Raw genomic sequence first — 15,620 nt, 5'->3', positions numbered from 1 at the left:
GTGTGAGAGGTCGACTAGCCAATTAATGGCTAGTTTCCTACTCGATTTATTTTATTATTTGTTTATGATTATTTACTGCCAGAAATTTCGCTCGTTTTTACTTGTAGACCAACATCTACTTTCTCACCTTCTACCGTTTCTACGATGAATTTTTTCCCTTCTAACTGCCCCTTTTCAACCGAAGCATATCTTCTTGCGACTTCTTTATCTGAGCTATATTCATCAGGTTCAAGGCTTACTATGATTTTCACTACATCATCTTCTAGTATTTGTAATGCTTTAAATTCCATTTCATGATCAACATATTTAGGATCATTTACTTGAACAAGTAACAAATCCTTTGTTTCCCAATCAACTGTATCATCGAATCCTGAAGGTATAGTCTCAGCTGTATAAACCCAAATACCTCCATTTGGTTGGCGGTCTGGACTTCCGAAGAACCAGTTTATATTTTGGAAGTCGACTTCAGGATAAACAGGTCCAGTCTCAACTGCCTCGATTAAATCAGCTTCGTTATAAGATTCTTCCGATTCTTCATTATTATTATCTGAATTTTCCTCAGTTTCATTTTCCTTAGTATTTTCTTGTGCATTTTCAGTATCGGTTGCATTTTCATTTTGAACCTCAGTTCCATTAGAGCCACTACATCCCGATATCACGAGTAGAATGAAAAACGCATACAATATCGATGACAAAAATTTCATTTTCGAATCTGCTCCTCTCCACACCTTTGTTTCTGTAAGAAACAGGTAGGTAATATTACTTCACCAAAAAGTTCCCAAATATATAGTAACTGCTAAATATTCAAAAAATAAACAGGAGAAAGTATCGTTTTGTGAAACTGGAAATAGTGAAAATGCACTAAACATTTTCTTGTGACCATTTAATAAAATGTGGAGGGATTTCGTTTCTTTATCGTTGATAAGGTACCAAACAAAGAATAATGATAATAGGATAAAATGACTAAAATAAACAATATTTTGAAAAATAATGCTAAACTAATTTAAACTAAGATTATCCAAATGCACTATCTTAAAAGAAGGTGTTTTTAATGAATAGCAGTGAGTGGTATACCAATAGCGATTCTTACCTCACACTTCCTAAGGCGAAGAAATTGTTAGAAATTAATAAAATGCTAACTCAATCATTAAAGTTAGAGGAAGTATTAAAGAATTTAATAACCGCGGCAAGTGAATTGGTTACAGTTACAGATACTTTTATGATTTATTTATATGAAGAGCAAACTGGAAAACTTAAATTGGCAGAAGCCATTGGTGTGGATATTGGACCATTGAAAAGGATTGAATTCTTACCGGGGGAGTCCATTACTGGGAAGGTTTTTATAGAGAAAAAGGCTAAATTATTTAAATCCGAACAGGAAATCGATTTTTATATGAGTAATATGTCAGAAAGAAATTATCAATATTACTTTGATGGGGTTCGTAGGCAAAAAATAAAAAGCGCATTTTGCGTTCCTATCATTTATCAGGATTCCTGCCTTGGTGTTCTTGTCGTAGATAATTTTAACCAGGATGGGATTTTTTCGAAAGCTGATTTAGAGGTAATTCAAATTATTGCGGATCAAAGTGCCATAGCCCTTGAACATTCTAGAGTTTATCATAATTTAGTCCAAAAAAATGAAATGTTATCGAAAACCATTTCCACTCATAAAAAGTTTTATCAATTAATCATTGATGGAGAAGGAATTGGTCGTATTCTTTCGTTATTAGAAAACCTAATAAACTCAAAGGTTACGCATCATGAAACTAATATTTATAGTGAGGATAGCAATTATTACCCCATTGTGCGGGGTCACGAAATACTAGGCGTGCTTGAGCTTGAACGCCCCTTTGAACAATTTCCTGAATTTGAACAATTGATTATTGAACATGCCTGCTCTGCAATAGCCCTTGAATTAACAAAAGATAGTGCACTTCTTGAACAAGAGTTTCATTTTAGACATGAAATCTTTAATCAACTATTACAGGGCCTAACAAACAATGATTTAAAAAGGATTTTACACTATTTACAATGGAATGATGTAAGTGATCTTCAATGCATTATCATTGAGGGTTCAAAAAGTCCATTGTGGGATAAAAATAAATTAACAGATAAACAATGGTTCGTTCTTTCTTTTGAAAATATGCTCAAAAGCATTTGTAGAAATGGCTTTATTGTTACAAATGCATTTCAGCTCATCGTCGTCCTTCCTAATGTAAAGAAGGATCAGTTAAAACAAATAATAAATGAAATAGTAGCAGTTACCGGTAAAGATAAGCAAATTTTGATTGGCATCGGACGGAAAACAACTATTCAGGAAATATCAATTTCTTACAACGAAGCGATACAGTCGATTAATTATGCTAAAATGACTAAGAAATCCAATGTAGTTGAATATGCAAAACTTGGTACTGAAAGGCTGTTCCATGAAATTGACCCTCAAAGAATTGAAATTTTTATTCAAGATAAGCTTGGAAAGCTATTAAAAACGGACTTACTATTAGTAGAAACATTACTTTGTTTTATTAATAAAAACATTCATGAGTTTTTAACACCCAACCCCGGCATGAAAATAAGTACCTTCGGTTCATAATGGTAATGACACAAACAGGATGTAAGACGTGGGTTTTTTTGGTGGCTTTGACCCTGTAATAAAAACTGTTTGAGTGAGTTTGGTGTTCAACCCTTTGTTAGCTCCACTTGATAGTAGGATGACTACGTACAGAAAAATGCTTATGTTCAAATTCACTCACTGTTTGTGATCATTATATATTGGAGTGGTTTTATGGAGGTATTTATTGAAAAGTGTGCAGGTTTAGATGTACATTCTGAAACGATTGTAGCCTGTGTTATTAAAGGGAGTCGTGAGGACGACGTGTATACAGAAACTGAAACTTTCCCTACACTCACAAAAGATTTATTTCGACTATTAAAATGGTTAGAGAATCATGAAGTTACACACATCGCAATGGAGAGTACGGGTGTTTATTGGAAACCTGTTTTTAACATTTTAGAAGACTTCTTTGATATCACATTAGCGAATGCTCAGCGAATTAAAAACGTACCTGGAAGAAAAACAGATGTTTCTGATGCAGAATGGATTGCGAAGTTATTACGACATGGTTTAATCGAGAAAAGCTTTGTTCCACCGGTAGATATTCGTGAACTGAGAGATTTAACAAGACTTCGTAAGAAGTGGATTGGTCATTTAACCTCAGAAAAAAATCGAATTCAAAAGGTATTAGAAAGTTCCAATGTAAAACTAAGTACCGTTATCTCAGATGTATTTGGTGTTTCAGGTAGAAAACTATTAAATCGTTTAATTGAACAAGGTTATGTGGACGAAGCGGATGTAGAAAAAGATATTCATGGTAAGTTGGTTCCGAAGAAACAACGGATTACGGATTCATTATTTGGGACAATTAATGAACATCAAATATTCCTTATCCGCCAATCCTGGCAACACATAGAATACTTAGAATCCTTGATTTTAGAAATCGAAGAACGTGTAGACCAATTATTAATTAATTATCACGATGAACTACAATTGTTAATCACGATACCAGGTATAAGTAAAGATACTGCTGCTGTAATTATCGCGGAAATAGGCGTAGATATGGGGCAATTTCCAACTTCACAACATCTTGCATCATGGGCAGGCGTTTCACCTGGTAATCATGAAAGTGCAGGAAAACGGAAAAGTACACGTACAGTAAAAGGTAATCCTCATATTAAATCAGCAATGTGTGAAGCAGCTTGGGCTGTATCGAGAAGTCGAAATCGTTGGTTAGCTAACAAATATTGGTCACTTGCCGCACGAAGAGGCAAGAAAAAAGCACTCGTTGCGATCTCGCATCGAATGCTCCGGGTTATTTACTCCATGTTATTAAACAAGGAGCCTTATAAAGAACCCCAATTAGTTTAATATAACCATAACCAAATAATTTTATACAAAGTTACCTCCGAACAGGTAGCTCTGCTTTCTTATTGGCTTTTTTAGGTCACTTAAAGAATTACCTAATGTAAAAAAGATTATTCAAAATACCGAAAGGTTAAATTATTTTCACAGAAAAAACCATAAGGAAACAGCAAAAGAGTTACATATTCATGGTAATACTTTGTATTATCGTCTAAAGAAAATTGAAGAAATTTTAAAAATAGATCTGAATAATGAAAAAGAATGGGTGGATATTGTAATAGCTACTCAATTATATGTGGCTAGTCACAAAAATTATTGATTAAATTTGTGACTAGCCACATTTATTTTTACAATTTCGAATATTAAAATTATTCAAAAAATATAAAAAGGGTGCATTTAAATGACTGAAACATACTTCAATTATATAGATGGTAAATGGGTTCAAGCAAAATCGGGTGAGGTATATGCAAGTATCAATCCAGCAAATGCTGAAATAATACTTGGTTATTTTCAAAAGTCTGATCAAAGAGATGTTGAGATAGCGATAGAAGCTGCAGAGAAAGCATTTAAAACATGGTCAATGGTTGCAGTGCCTGAACGAGGAGAAGTGTTATTTAAGCTTATCAACTTACTAGAAGAACAAAAGGAAGAACTGGCTACGATTATTACAAAAGAAGTCGGTAAAACATATAAAAATTCGTTAGGTGAAGTTCAAAAAACAATCGAAGCGATGAAACAATTTAGCGGTGAGGCAACACGTTTAACAGGTGAGACCATCCCTTCGAATGATCCAGAAATTTTTGGATATACAGTAAGAGAACCTTTAGGAGTTGTTGGTGTCATTGCTCCTTATAATTTCCCATTAGGAATAGGTGTTTGGAAAATTGCACCGGCAATAGTTTCAGGAAATACAGTAGTTTTTAAGCCTGCTAGCAATACTTCTTTAATCAGCATAAAGATTATCGAATTATTTGAAAAAGCCGGCGTACCAAAGGGTGTTATAAATATGGTTACAGGGCCTGGCGGAGTTATAGGAGGTGCAATTGGAAATCATCCAAAGATTAAAGCCGTTTCGTTTACAGGTTCGACTGAAGTAGGTATGTCTCTCGGAAGGGCTGTTACAAACCGTGGAGGGAAAATGCAAGCGGAGATGGGTGGGAAAAATGCGTCGATTATACTAGAGGATGCTGATTTAGATGAAACAATTAAAAATGTAGTAATCAGTGGCTTTTTCGATAATGGGCAACGTTGTACTGGAACAAGTAGATTAATTGTCCCAAAAAGTATTTCAAAAGAGGTCATTTCTAGATTAGTAGAAGCAGCTGAATCACTAACGATAGGAGACGGCTTTGATGAAGCTTCTGATAATGGTCCAATCATTGATGAGAATCAATTGAATTTGTACTTAGAACATATTACCGATGCAATTCAGGATGGAGCTGTACTTGAATGTGGAGGAAATAGATTGATTGATAATGGGTTAGATAAAGGATATTTTATAGCACCAACTGTTTTTAGCAATGTGAATCGAGACATGAGAATTTTCAGAGAAGAGATTTTTGCTCCAGTAATCGCGGTCATAGAAGTTGATTCCTATGAAAAAGCTTTAGAAGTTGCAAATGACAGTGAATTTGGATTGTCTTCCACAATCTATACAAAGGATTTAGCAAAGGCAATGCATTTTGTTAAACATATCCAAACAGGTGTCACACACGTTAATATTCCTTCTAATTATTTTGAAAACCAATATCCTTTTGGTGGAAAAAAAGCTTCGAGTCTAGGACCGCGTGAACAAGGCTCAACAGCATTAGAATTTTGGACCGAATATAAAACGGTTTACATTAAGGCATAGGAGGGCTTTGTATGACAACGGTCGGAGTAATTGGCTGCGGTTTAATGGGAAGTGGAATGGCTAAAAATCTAATCAAAAATAACTACGAAGTTATTATCTACGATATTAATGAGGATGCGGTAAAAAGTTTAGTAAATCATGGGGCAATCTCAGCTTCAAAACCTGAAGACTTAGCTAGTAAGGTTGATTATTTAATCTTATCTTTAACATCACCAGATTTAGTGAAAGAAATTGTTTTAAATGAAGATAGTGGAGTTCTTCAACGCATGAAACAAGGCACATTCATTCTAGATATGAGCACAAATGATGTCAATATTACGAGACAAATATATCAAATTGCTCAAGAAAAGGGTGTTGAATTTTATGATTGTCCTTTAAGTGGTGGGCCAGATGGTGCAAATAATGGAACATTAACAATAATGATTGGGGGAAATAAAGAGAAACTTGAAGAAATTCTTCCTGTTCTAGAGGCTATAGGAGAACATATTGAATATTTAGGAGATAGTGGTGCAGGCCAAACGGTAAAACTTTGTCACAACATGGTTGTTGCAGGTGTTATTTCGTTATTAAGTGAAGCATTCCTTACAAGTGAAAAAGCAGGTGTGCCGAAAGAGAAACTTGCCTCAATCTTACAGAAAGGTAGCGGACAGACTCGAGCCATGGATGTTTTCGGTGTGAATATCATTGATCAAACTTTTGATAATGTGAAATTTTCTTTATCAAATATGACGAAGGATATTCATTTATATCGTAATTTAGCAGAAAACCATCAAGTTTCTACCTTTATCAGTGATAGTTCCCATCAACTATTTCATTTAGGCAAAAACAAAGGAAAAGGCAATTTAGATTCATCTGTTGTTTACGAGGTATTAGTAGAAATGATGAGATGATTAAGAATCTAATTCATCAAGGGAACATATTAAATATAAAAGGAGGTTAATAGAATGCAAGCATTGTTTGCTAGGTTAGATGAAATTTTTGAGGAGATAGTGGCAATACGTCGTTATCTACACGAGAATCCTGAATTGTCATTTAAAGAAGTGAAAACAGCAAAGTACATTGCGGATTATCATGAAAAATTAGGAAATAAAGTGCGAACTGGAGTAGGTGGGAATGGTGTTGTTGCTTATTTAAAAGGGGCACATCCAGGACCAACAGTAGCATTACGTGCCGATTTTGATGCCCTTCCTATTGTTGAACAAACAGATTTACCTTTTAAGTCGAAAAACGATGGTGTTATGCATGCTTGTGGTCATGATGGTCATACAGCAACTTTACTAGGTTTGGCAAAGGCTTTAAATAAATTGAAGCCAGAACTGCATGGAACGGTAGTATTTATTCATCAACATGCAGAAGAATTACCTCCTGGTGGTGCCCTTCCGATGATTGAAGATGGCTGTTTAGATGATGTTGATGTCATCTTCGGTACACACTTACAGGCAGAAATGCCATTAGGTGAAATTGGTTATCGCGCGGGCGCTCTTCAAGCAGCACCTGATATGTTTAATATTCGTATACAGGGACGTGGGGGCCATGGGGCATACCCACATCAAACGGTTGATAGTATTGCGGTTGGTAGTCAATTGATTAATAGTTTAAACCAAATTGTAAGTCGGAAAATTGATCCGTTAGATTCAGCCGTTTTATCCGTTACTTCCTTTGTGGCAGAAAATCCATACAATGTTATCGCTGACCATGCACAAATGGTTGGTACTGTCAGAACTTTTAAAGAAGAAACTCGTAAGTTTATAGAACAAGAGATGGAGAGAGTCATTAAAGGAATATGTGAAACTGCTAGAGCAAGTTATGAATTCACTTTTACTCGAGGTTATCCAACTCTTATTAACCATAAGGAAGAGACAGAGTTCGTAGCGGAAGTAGCAGGAAAAATACCGGATGTAACAGCTGTAAAAGAAACAGAACCGGTTATGGGCGGTGAAGATTTCTCTTACTATTTACAACATGTAAAAGGAACTTTCTTCTTTACTGGTGCACAAAATCCAGAGTGGGAAGTGTCATACCCTCACCATCACCCCAAATTTGATATTGATGAAAGAGCACTTTTGATAGCGGCAAAGATTCTTGGAATGGCCACATTGGAATATATGCAAGTACATGCAAAGGAAGTTCAAGTGAAATAACTGTTATTAGTTTCAATAAAAAGGAGGAAAGTTTATGGAGGGGAAAGCACTTGGTTTATGGAAAGATTGGCGATTGCATGTTTTAGTATTAGCAATCGTTATTATTACAGAATTAATTGGCCAGCATAGTATACCTGTTGGCGTCGGAATCATTTTATTACTTCCTATGCTTTACGCAGTAATCATTGGAATCGCCGTTTATTTCACACCGCTCGTAACAAAAAAGCAGTCTGAAAACGCTGAAACTCTAGTTTATATAACACTAACGTTATTAATCGCAAAGTTTGGTGTACAAGCAGGGCCAGCACTTCCTCAATTAATTGCAGCAGGACCTGCTTTAATTCTTCAAGAGCTTGGAAATTTGGGAACTATTTTAGTAGCACTTCCTATTGCTGTTTTCTTGGGGTTAAAAAGAGAAGCAATCGGTATGACACACTCAATTGGACGAGAACCGAACCTTGCCTTAATAACTGATAAATTTGGACTTTCCTCTCCAGAAGGACGTGGTGTCATGTCTATGTATATTTTTGGTACTGTATTTGGCTCTATCTTTTTAGGCTTAGTATCAGGTATTTTAGCTACTGCACTTCCTCTCCATCCATTTTCGTTCGCAATGGCTACAGGGGTTGGTAGTGGAAGTATGACAGCCGCTTCGCTTGGCCCTCTAGTTGCGGCATTTCCTGAAATGGCTGATACTATAACAGCATTTTCTGGGGCTAGTAATCTATTAACTTCTGTTACAGGTTTATATGCAAGTATTTTCATAGGGTTACCTTTAACAGAAAAACTATACAAAGTATTATCTAAACGAAGAAATAAAAATAATACTGAATTAGTAAGTGAGCCTGAAATTGAAGCGATAAAAGAGGAAGAAAATGATGATTCAAAATCAAAGGTGGTGAAATAATTTATGCTAAAAAATTTACAAGAATGGGTCATATTGTTTGTTATTGTATCTATTATGGTGCTAATCGGAAACTGGGCTGGATATGATGTTATGCCACTTGATGCATTACCTGGAATTATTGTTTTAGCGTTAATAAGTTTAATCGGATTAATCATTCATAGGATAAATCCTTATAAAGGGATACCGAGTATTGCCTATATTGGTATTTTAGCATTTATAATAACCATTCCAGGTGTACCGGGGTCCGAACAAATTGTCGAGTGGACATCCAAAGTAAATTTACTAGCTATCGCAACACCTATTTTAGCTTACGCAGGTATTTCAATTGGCCGTTCATGGACTGACTTTGCAAAATTAGGATGGAAAACCATCATTGTTGGGATGTTCGTCCTATTAGGGACATTCTTGGGATCAGCCATAATTGCAGAGATTATTTTACGTATGCAAGGGATTATTTAATAATATACAGTTAACATTATTAATAAAATGAATATAGAAGATTCATGCAGTTGGAAGGTTGGTTTCTATGAACTTTCAACTGCTTTTTTACTATGAGGAAAACAACTTATTGTTTTTTTATGGTATCCATTGATATGATTTCCATAATACTAAAGGGAGGGGAAATATGGGATACTTTGATGAGATAAAGGGGAAAAAAATCCTAATTACGGGTGGAAGTAAAGGAATTGGAAAAGATATTGCTATAGCCTTTGCGAAATTAGGGGCAGATGTCATGATATCAGGAAGAAATGCCCAGGATTTAGAAGGTACAACGAATAAGTTGAAGGAGTTTAATCTAAATTCATTTTATGAAGTTGCGGATATGCAAAAAGTAGATGATATTTATCGGATGGTAGATAACACTGTTACTACTTTAGGTGGGATTGATGTATTAATAAATAATGCGGGAGTAAATATTCCGAAGCCTGCACTAGAAGTAACCGAAGAGGATTGGGACCGGGTATTAGATACTAATTTAAAAGGGGCGTTTTTCTGTTCACAAAGAGCTGGCAAATATATGTTAGAACAAGGCTATGGCAAAATCATTAACATCGCTTCGCAAATGGCCTTTGTTGGATATATAGATCGGTCTGCCTATTGTTCAAGTAAAGGTGGAATGGTTCAGTTAACAAAAGCACTTGCTATTGAATGGGCTAAAGAAAACATAAAAGTAAATGCAGTAGCCCCAACATTTATTGAGACGGACTTAACGAAAAAGATGTTTAATAATAAAGAATTTTACGAGGATGTACTTAAACGAATTCCATTAGGTAAACTATCGCAACCGTCTGATGTAACAGGTGCAGTAGTGTTTCTTGCTTCTGACCTATCAAATTATATTACAGGTGAGACAATTAAAGTTGATGGTGGTTGGACAGCAATTTAATATGTCAAAAGTTTTTATTTAAGACCAAAGTTCTGTAAATCAGACTTAGGTCTTTTTTTGTACTCTTTGTTTGTAAATAATTTGAATGTGTAACAACACTTTAGTAGGGTATAAGTGGGGAGTGATTAAAATGAATGAAGTGATAAAGTTATTAGGAAATCATCGGTCAATAAGGGAATATGATACGAGCAGAGATATTAATGAAGAACAAATAGAAATAATTATGAAATCCGCAATGGCAGCCCCGAATTGGACAAATGGGCAACAAGTGAGTGTAATTGCAGTCAGAGATTCCGAAAAGAAAGTGGAATTGGCAAAGGCTGCAGGAAATCAAAAATGGGTTGAGGAAGCACCAGTTTTTCTTGTATTTTGTATTGATTTTTATCGAGCAAAACTTGCTTCTGAAAAAAATGGTAAAGAGTTTCGAATTGTGGATGACGTTGAGGCGATCATAGTTGGATCAACTGATGTTGGTATTGCTTTAGGTACTACTGTAGCAGCCGCTGAATCAATGGGGATTGGGATTGTACCAATCGGTGGAATTAGAAAAAATCCACAAGATGTTATCGATCTATTAGAACTACCAGAATTTGTTTATCCTGTTGTAGGGTTAGCAATGGGTTATCCAAAAACCATCCCTAGTCAAAAACCAAGATTACCTCTTGAAGCAACCTATCATAAAGAACAATATAATGCAGAAGTACAAATGGAAATGATCGATCAATACGATAAAACAATTTCATCCTATATGTCTGAACGAACAAATGGACAGGATACAAGCGATTGGTCTAGCAAAGTGGCACATTTCAATGAAAGTAGATTCGATCCCTATGCTAAGGTGACTGGTCCTACACTTAAAAAGCAGGGTTTTCATTTTAAATAAAAGTAACTAGCGCCTACCGAGTAAAGGAAGGCGCTAGAATTTTTTATAAACAACTTTTAAGTTTGATTTTTACAGATTACTGCTCGAATAGTAAAATAATCAACTTCACCATTTAATGCTTCCCAAATGGGTTTAAGCTTATCGCTGTCTATTTCTTGAATGGCATTTAAAACTCTTAGTTCAGTTTCCTCATCAAATATTTCAGCCCATGCAACTTCATGACCTTCTTCAGCACTTCGGATAATATGATTTTGGACAGTTATTTTAGAAGATTTCCGTTCTTTAGCAATTTCATCAATGCTCATTCCTTTTGTATACATTTCAAATGAAATAATGTGACTTTGTTTATCATTTGGTTTATCAACTGTCGAGCTATCTATAGATGGTGGCATTTCTAAAGCTTCTATTTTGTTAGCCGAAACAAACTCTTTAATCTTTTCTATAAATGCTTCTCCGTACTTGGCAAATTTATTTTGACCCACGCCTTTTATTCTCAGCATTGATTCTTCATCAATTGGGAAGTAGCGACACATTTCCTTTAATGTTGTATCTGCAAAGATAACGAATGGTGGGACCTTTTCATTTGTAGCTATTTGCTTTCTTAAAGCTCGTAAGATTTCGAATAACTCTTCACTTTCATTGCTATCAGTAGTTTCAATGATAGGAGTGACATCCTTTTTCATCCAAACCCTTTGTTCACCCTTTAAAACAGGTATGCATTTCTCAGTAAGCCTAACAACAGGATATTTTCCATCCGTTAAAAATAAGTAATCTTCAGTTAATAAGTAATTAATCGTGTCAGTAATTTCCTTTTCCGTTTGTGAACGCAGTAATCCATAGGTAGTCAATTGATTAAAACCTAGTTCGCGGATTCTTTTTTGAGCGGAACCTTTCAATACTTGCGCAATCAATGTCACACCAAAGCGCTCTTCCATTCGTTTACAGCAAGAGAAAATCATTTGGGCTTCAAGAGTGATATCTACCTTTTCACGTGTATCTTTACAGTTGCTACATTTTTCACATTTCATTTCGGTTTCGTTTTGATCGAAATAACGAATGATATAAGATTGAAGACACTCTTCTGTATGGCAATAGAGAACCATTTGATTGAGCTTGTGATATTCCTGATCACGTTTTTCCATATCAAGAGTGGACTGTTCAATGAGAAATTTTTGTAGTTGGATATCTTGTTTGGAAAACAGAAGATAACATGCACTTTCTTCTCCATCACGCCCTGCGCGGCCTGCTTCTTGATAATAGGCTTCAAGATTTTTTGGCAAATTATAATGGATGATAAATCTTACATTGTGCTTATCGATGCCCATACCAAAAGCATTGGTCGCAATCATAATTTGTGTTTCATCATAAACAAATTGTTCCTGCGATAGCTTTCGTTCTTCTTCAGAAAGACCTGCATGGTATTTTGAAACGGAATATCCTTGCATTTTGAGATAATTGTATAGCCCATCTGTTTCTTTTCTGCTTGATGTATAAACAATACCTGACTCATTCGTATGGTTTTTTAAATAATTAACGATAAAGTCCCTTTTGTTAGACCCTTTGATCACATGAAAGGAGAGATTTTCACGAGCAAAGCCAGTTTTAAAAGAATCGTCGGAATGAATATGTAATAATGACCGAATATCATCGGCTACATTTGGTGTAGCAGTTGCAGTCAAAGCTACGATGATAGGATTTTGGTGTAATTTATTTAATGAAGAGACGATGGACCGATAGCTTGGCCTGAAATCATGTCCCCATTGACTAATACAATGTGCTTCATCAAAAGCGATTAATGGAATATGAATAGAATTCAAGACGTCTATAAAATAATCAGAATCGAACCGTTCAGGTGCAACATAAACAAGCTTATATTCTCCTTGTCTAATTTGCGTCAACCGATCATTTATTTCTCTTTGACTAAGTGAGCTATTTACATAAGTAGCTGGAATATCAGAGGATAATAGAGCATCTACTTGATCCTTCATAAGCGAAATAAGTGGGGATATGACAATCGTTGTTCCTTGAAAGACAAGTGCAGGTATTTGAAAGCAAATAGATTTCCCACCGCCTGTTGGTAAAATCCCAAGTGTGTTTTTTTGATTTAAAATATTTTGGATAATGTCCGCTTGTCCGTTTCTGAAATTGGGATATCCAAAATATTGTTGTAACATGTTCCTTGCTTCGTTTAACACGAAATCACCTCTGTATTACGGGTTTCTCTATATATATTGTAACTTATTTTCTATTTATAAAGTGAATTAAATGCCATCGCATTACATCTTCCTTAATATTTGTTACCATAGAACCTTAGGAGGGAGATACATGGATTTTATTAATAAACAGCTGCTCTTTTATGGAGTAGATCAAGCTTATGTTCATTATTTATCAGTCACGATTATGATTACATCTATTTTACTACTTTGTGTTATCGCGAATTTCATTACGAAAAAAATTGTCATCCGCTTAATTACACATATTGTAAATAATAATAAATATAAATGGGATAATATTCTATTAGAAAGAAAAGTGTTTCATCGACTTTCACATATAGTACCTGCAATTATTATATATTACTTTGCATCGACTTTCCCAGCATACCAACAGGCTATTGAAAAGTTTTCCATAGCATATATCATCATAATTATGCTTGTTGTAGTAAATAGTCTATTAAATGCGATTCAAGATATTTATCAAAGCTTTGAAGTTTCAAAGGCGAGACCAATTAAAGGATATATTCAAGTCGCAAAAATTATTATTTTTATCTTAGGGAGTATTTTAGTAATTGCAAATTTATTAGGCGAAAGCCCAATTATTCTATTAAGTGGTTTTGGTGCACTTTCAGCTGTTTTAATGTTAGTGTTTAAAGATTCTATACTTGGACTTGTTGCAGGCGTGCAATTGTCAACGAATGATATGGTACGAGTAGGTGATTGGATTGAAATGCCAAAATATGGTGCCAATGGGGATGTTATTGATATTTCTTTAAATACTGTAAAGATTCAAAACTTCGATAAAACAATCACAACAATACCAAGCTATGCATTAATTTCAGACTCCTTTATAAACTGGAGAGGTATGCAAGCATCAGGCGGTAGAAGGATTAAACGATCACTTTATATCGATGCAACGAGTATCAATTTTTGTACACAAAATGAGATTGAGAAATTTAAAACGATTCATTACATTTCAGATTACATAGAATCACGAGAACAAGAAATCAATGAATATAATTGGAAAAATAATTTTGATCGAAGTAATTCAGTAAATGGTAGAGCATTGACTAATATTGGTGTATTTCGCGCATATATACATCATTACTTGTATAACCATTCGGATATTCGAAATGATATGACACTTTTAGTTAGACAACTAGAACCAAGTGAAAGTGGTGTACCTCTTGAAATATATGCTTTTACAAATACTGTTGAATGGGGAAGATATGAGTCAATTCAATCCGATATTTTCGATCATCTCTTTGCGGTTGCACCAGAGTTTGGCATTCGACTTTTCCAAAAGCCAACGGGAAATGATCTGAAATCCATAGCTTTGCCAATAACGATAAATGAGGATAATGTTGAGAAGGAATAAATCAATAATCGATAGAAGGAATTTAAAAGTACATTAGAAAAGTGAATCAGAGATGAATGAATCAATAGTATAAATTTCACAAAGAAAAACAAACTAAGCCTATATTTTGTAATGGAGGTTTAGAAATGGCTAAACAAAATCAACCGAATCAATTTGATAGAGCAAAGTTTGTAAGTAAAGAAGAAATGATTGAGAATACGGAAGAAAACATTCGAGAAGCAGAAGTTAGTATGGAATTTGCTTTTCCAGAAGAGCTTGAAAATCTAAAAGACAAAAATGAACGCCGAAAACATGCGATTCAAAGAATGAAAGATGAACCATTAACTTAAATAGTAAAAAGCTGTGTTAATTATTACTTGTAACACAGCTTTTTATATTAAAATTATTGGTTATTAAAGAAATCAACCGCTTTTTGAATATATGGTTGTTCTCTAGCAGGTATTTCATCTTCATGGTAAATAGCTTGTACAGGGCAAGCGACTTCACAAGCACCACAATCAATACAAATATCTGGATCAATAAAATATTGATCATCTCCTTCAATAATACAATCGACAGGACATACATCAACACAATCCGCTGCTTTTTCCTGAACACATCGAGATGTTATGACAAACGGCATTCGATTAATCCCCCTTTTATAAAAATTTTTTTGTTCCTTTATTATTTCTCTAATGAATTTATAATCTCTTGCATCTCTTTGATGTTATCGCGAATTTTAACAGCGCTTAAGTAATCAATTTTATTATGGTAGCTCTCATCTTGTTCTTGTTGTTCTTCTAACGGTAACGATTCGTATTGGTCAATATCATTATCTGTTGATTTTTTATAATCTTCTAATAAACCTTCTTCTAATTGAAGTACTATTTTGTTTAGTTCAAACAAGTTTGATGTAAGCCCGAAATATAAAAAACAGCGCACCTTTCGGTACGCACGACGA

General features: G+C 34.7%; 15 protein-coding genes and 1 pseudogene. 12 read left to right on the top strand and 4 right to left on the bottom strand.

Going from position 1 to position 15,620, the window contains the following annotated elements; all coding sequences use genetic code 11:
* Positions 1 to 68: 68 nt before the first annotated feature.
* On the bottom strand, positions 69 to 704 hold the full coding sequence (locus CD30_RS17290) for a hypothetical protein (RefSeq protein WP_036179753.1): 636 nt from the start codon (positions 702 to 704) through the stop codon (positions 69 to 71).
* Between the two features lie 347 nt (positions 705 to 1,051).
* Between CD30_RS17290 and CD30_RS17285 the strand changes: the two genes are divergently transcribed.
* The 10 genes from CD30_RS17285 to CD30_RS17245 all read left to right on the top strand — a co-directional run bounded on the left by CD30_RS17285 (position 1,052) and on the right by CD30_RS17245 (position 11,089).
* Entirely contained in the window at positions 1,052 to 2,593 is a 1,542-nt protein-coding gene (locus CD30_RS17285) for a helix-turn-helix domain-containing protein (protein ID WP_036179752.1), read from the top strand.
* Positions 2,594 to 2,785: 192 nt separating this feature from the next.
* Positions 2,786 to 3,925: an IS110 family RNA-guided transposase gene (locus tag CD30_RS17280; RefSeq protein WP_036179751.1), complete on the top strand. Its 1,140-nt coding sequence runs from the start codon at positions 2,786 to 2,788 to the stop codon at positions 3,923 to 3,925.
* A 61-nt stretch (positions 3,926 to 3,986) separates the two neighbouring features.
* Complete coding sequence (locus CD30_RS20760; RefSeq protein WP_084078034.1) at positions 3,987 to 4,238, top strand: helix-turn-helix domain-containing protein; 252 nt, start codon at positions 3,987 to 3,989, stop codon at positions 4,236 to 4,238.
* 81 nt (positions 4,239 to 4,319) lie between these two features.
* Entirely contained in the window at positions 4,320 to 5,771 is a 1,452-nt protein-coding gene (locus CD30_RS17275; RefSeq protein ID WP_036179750.1) for an aldehyde dehydrogenase family protein, read from the top strand.
* An 11-nt stretch (positions 5,772 to 5,782) separates the two neighbouring features.
* Positions 5,783 to 6,661, top strand: a complete 879-nt coding sequence (locus CD30_RS17270; RefSeq protein WP_036179749.1) for an NAD(P)-dependent oxidoreductase — start codon at positions 5,783 to 5,785, stop codon at positions 6,659 to 6,661.
* Positions 6,662 to 6,715: 54 nt separating this feature from the next.
* A complete protein-coding gene (locus tag CD30_RS17265) occupies positions 6,716 to 7,912 on the top strand; it encodes a M20 family metallopeptidase (RefSeq protein WP_036179747.1) in 1,197 nt (398 codons plus the stop codon).
* A 34-nt stretch (positions 7,913 to 7,946) separates the two neighbouring features.
* Positions 7,947 to 8,819 (top strand): DUF3100 domain-containing protein, encoded by an 873-nt coding sequence (locus CD30_RS17260; RefSeq protein WP_084078032.1) that lies wholly within the window; start codon positions 7,947 to 7,949, stop codon positions 8,817 to 8,819.
* A gap of 3 nt (positions 8,820 to 8,822) precedes the next feature.
* Positions 8,823 to 9,278, top strand: a complete 456-nt coding sequence (locus tag CD30_RS17255; RefSeq protein WP_036179745.1) for a hypothetical protein — start codon at positions 8,823 to 8,825, stop codon at positions 9,276 to 9,278.
* Positions 9,279 to 9,444: 166 nt separating this feature from the next.
* Entirely contained in the window at positions 9,445 to 10,206 is a 762-nt protein-coding gene (locus CD30_RS17250) for an SDR family NAD(P)-dependent oxidoreductase (RefSeq protein ID WP_036179744.1), read from the top strand.
* 130 nt (positions 10,207 to 10,336) lie between these two features.
* Positions 10,337 to 11,089, top strand: a complete 753-nt coding sequence (locus CD30_RS17245; RefSeq protein ID WP_036179742.1) for an NADPH-dependent oxidoreductase — start codon at positions 10,337 to 10,339, stop codon at positions 11,087 to 11,089.
* 56 nt (positions 11,090 to 11,145) lie between these two features.
* On the opposite strand, the gene recQ is transcribed toward CD30_RS17245, so the two are convergent.
* Positions 11,146 to 13,263 carry a DNA helicase RecQ gene (recQ, locus tag CD30_RS17240; RefSeq protein ID WP_235802086.1) on the bottom strand — a complete coding sequence of 706 codons (2,118 nt, stop codon included), beginning with the start codon at positions 13,261 to 13,263 and terminating at the stop codon, positions 11,146 to 11,148.
* A gap of 151 nt (positions 13,264 to 13,414) precedes the next feature.
* On the opposite strand from recQ, the gene CD30_RS17235 reads away from it, so the two are divergent.
* Both CD30_RS17235 and CD30_RS17230 read left to right on the top strand, forming a co-directional pair.
* Positions 13,415 to 14,680, top strand: coding sequence for a mechanosensitive ion channel family protein (locus CD30_RS17235; RefSeq protein ID WP_036179738.1), 1,266 nt, complete (start codon positions 13,415 to 13,417; stop codon positions 14,678 to 14,680).
* A gap of 125 nt (positions 14,681 to 14,805) precedes the next feature.
* A complete protein-coding gene (locus CD30_RS17230) occupies positions 14,806 to 15,009 on the top strand; it encodes a hypothetical protein (RefSeq protein WP_036179736.1) in 204 nt (67 codons plus the stop codon).
* A 53-nt stretch (positions 15,010 to 15,062) separates the two neighbouring features.
* On the opposite strand, the gene CD30_RS17225 is transcribed toward CD30_RS17230, so the two are convergent.
* Positions 15,063 to 15,302, bottom strand: coding sequence for an indolepyruvate ferredoxin oxidoreductase subunit alpha (locus CD30_RS17225; RefSeq protein ID WP_036179734.1), 240 nt, complete (start codon positions 15,300 to 15,302; stop codon positions 15,063 to 15,065).
* A gap of 41 nt (positions 15,303 to 15,343) precedes the next feature.
* Positions 15,344 to 15,620: pseudogene (locus CD30_RS17220) on the bottom strand (hypothetical protein); the annotation flags it as partial.

Origin of the sequence: Ureibacillus massiliensis 4400831 = CIP 108448 = CCUG 49529 (assembly GCF_000772965.1) — a bacterium.
GTDB lineage: Bacteria > Bacillota > Bacilli > Bacillales_A > Planococcaceae > Ureibacillus > Ureibacillus massiliensis.
This window is presented reverse-complemented; position numbering and strand designations above follow the sequence as displayed.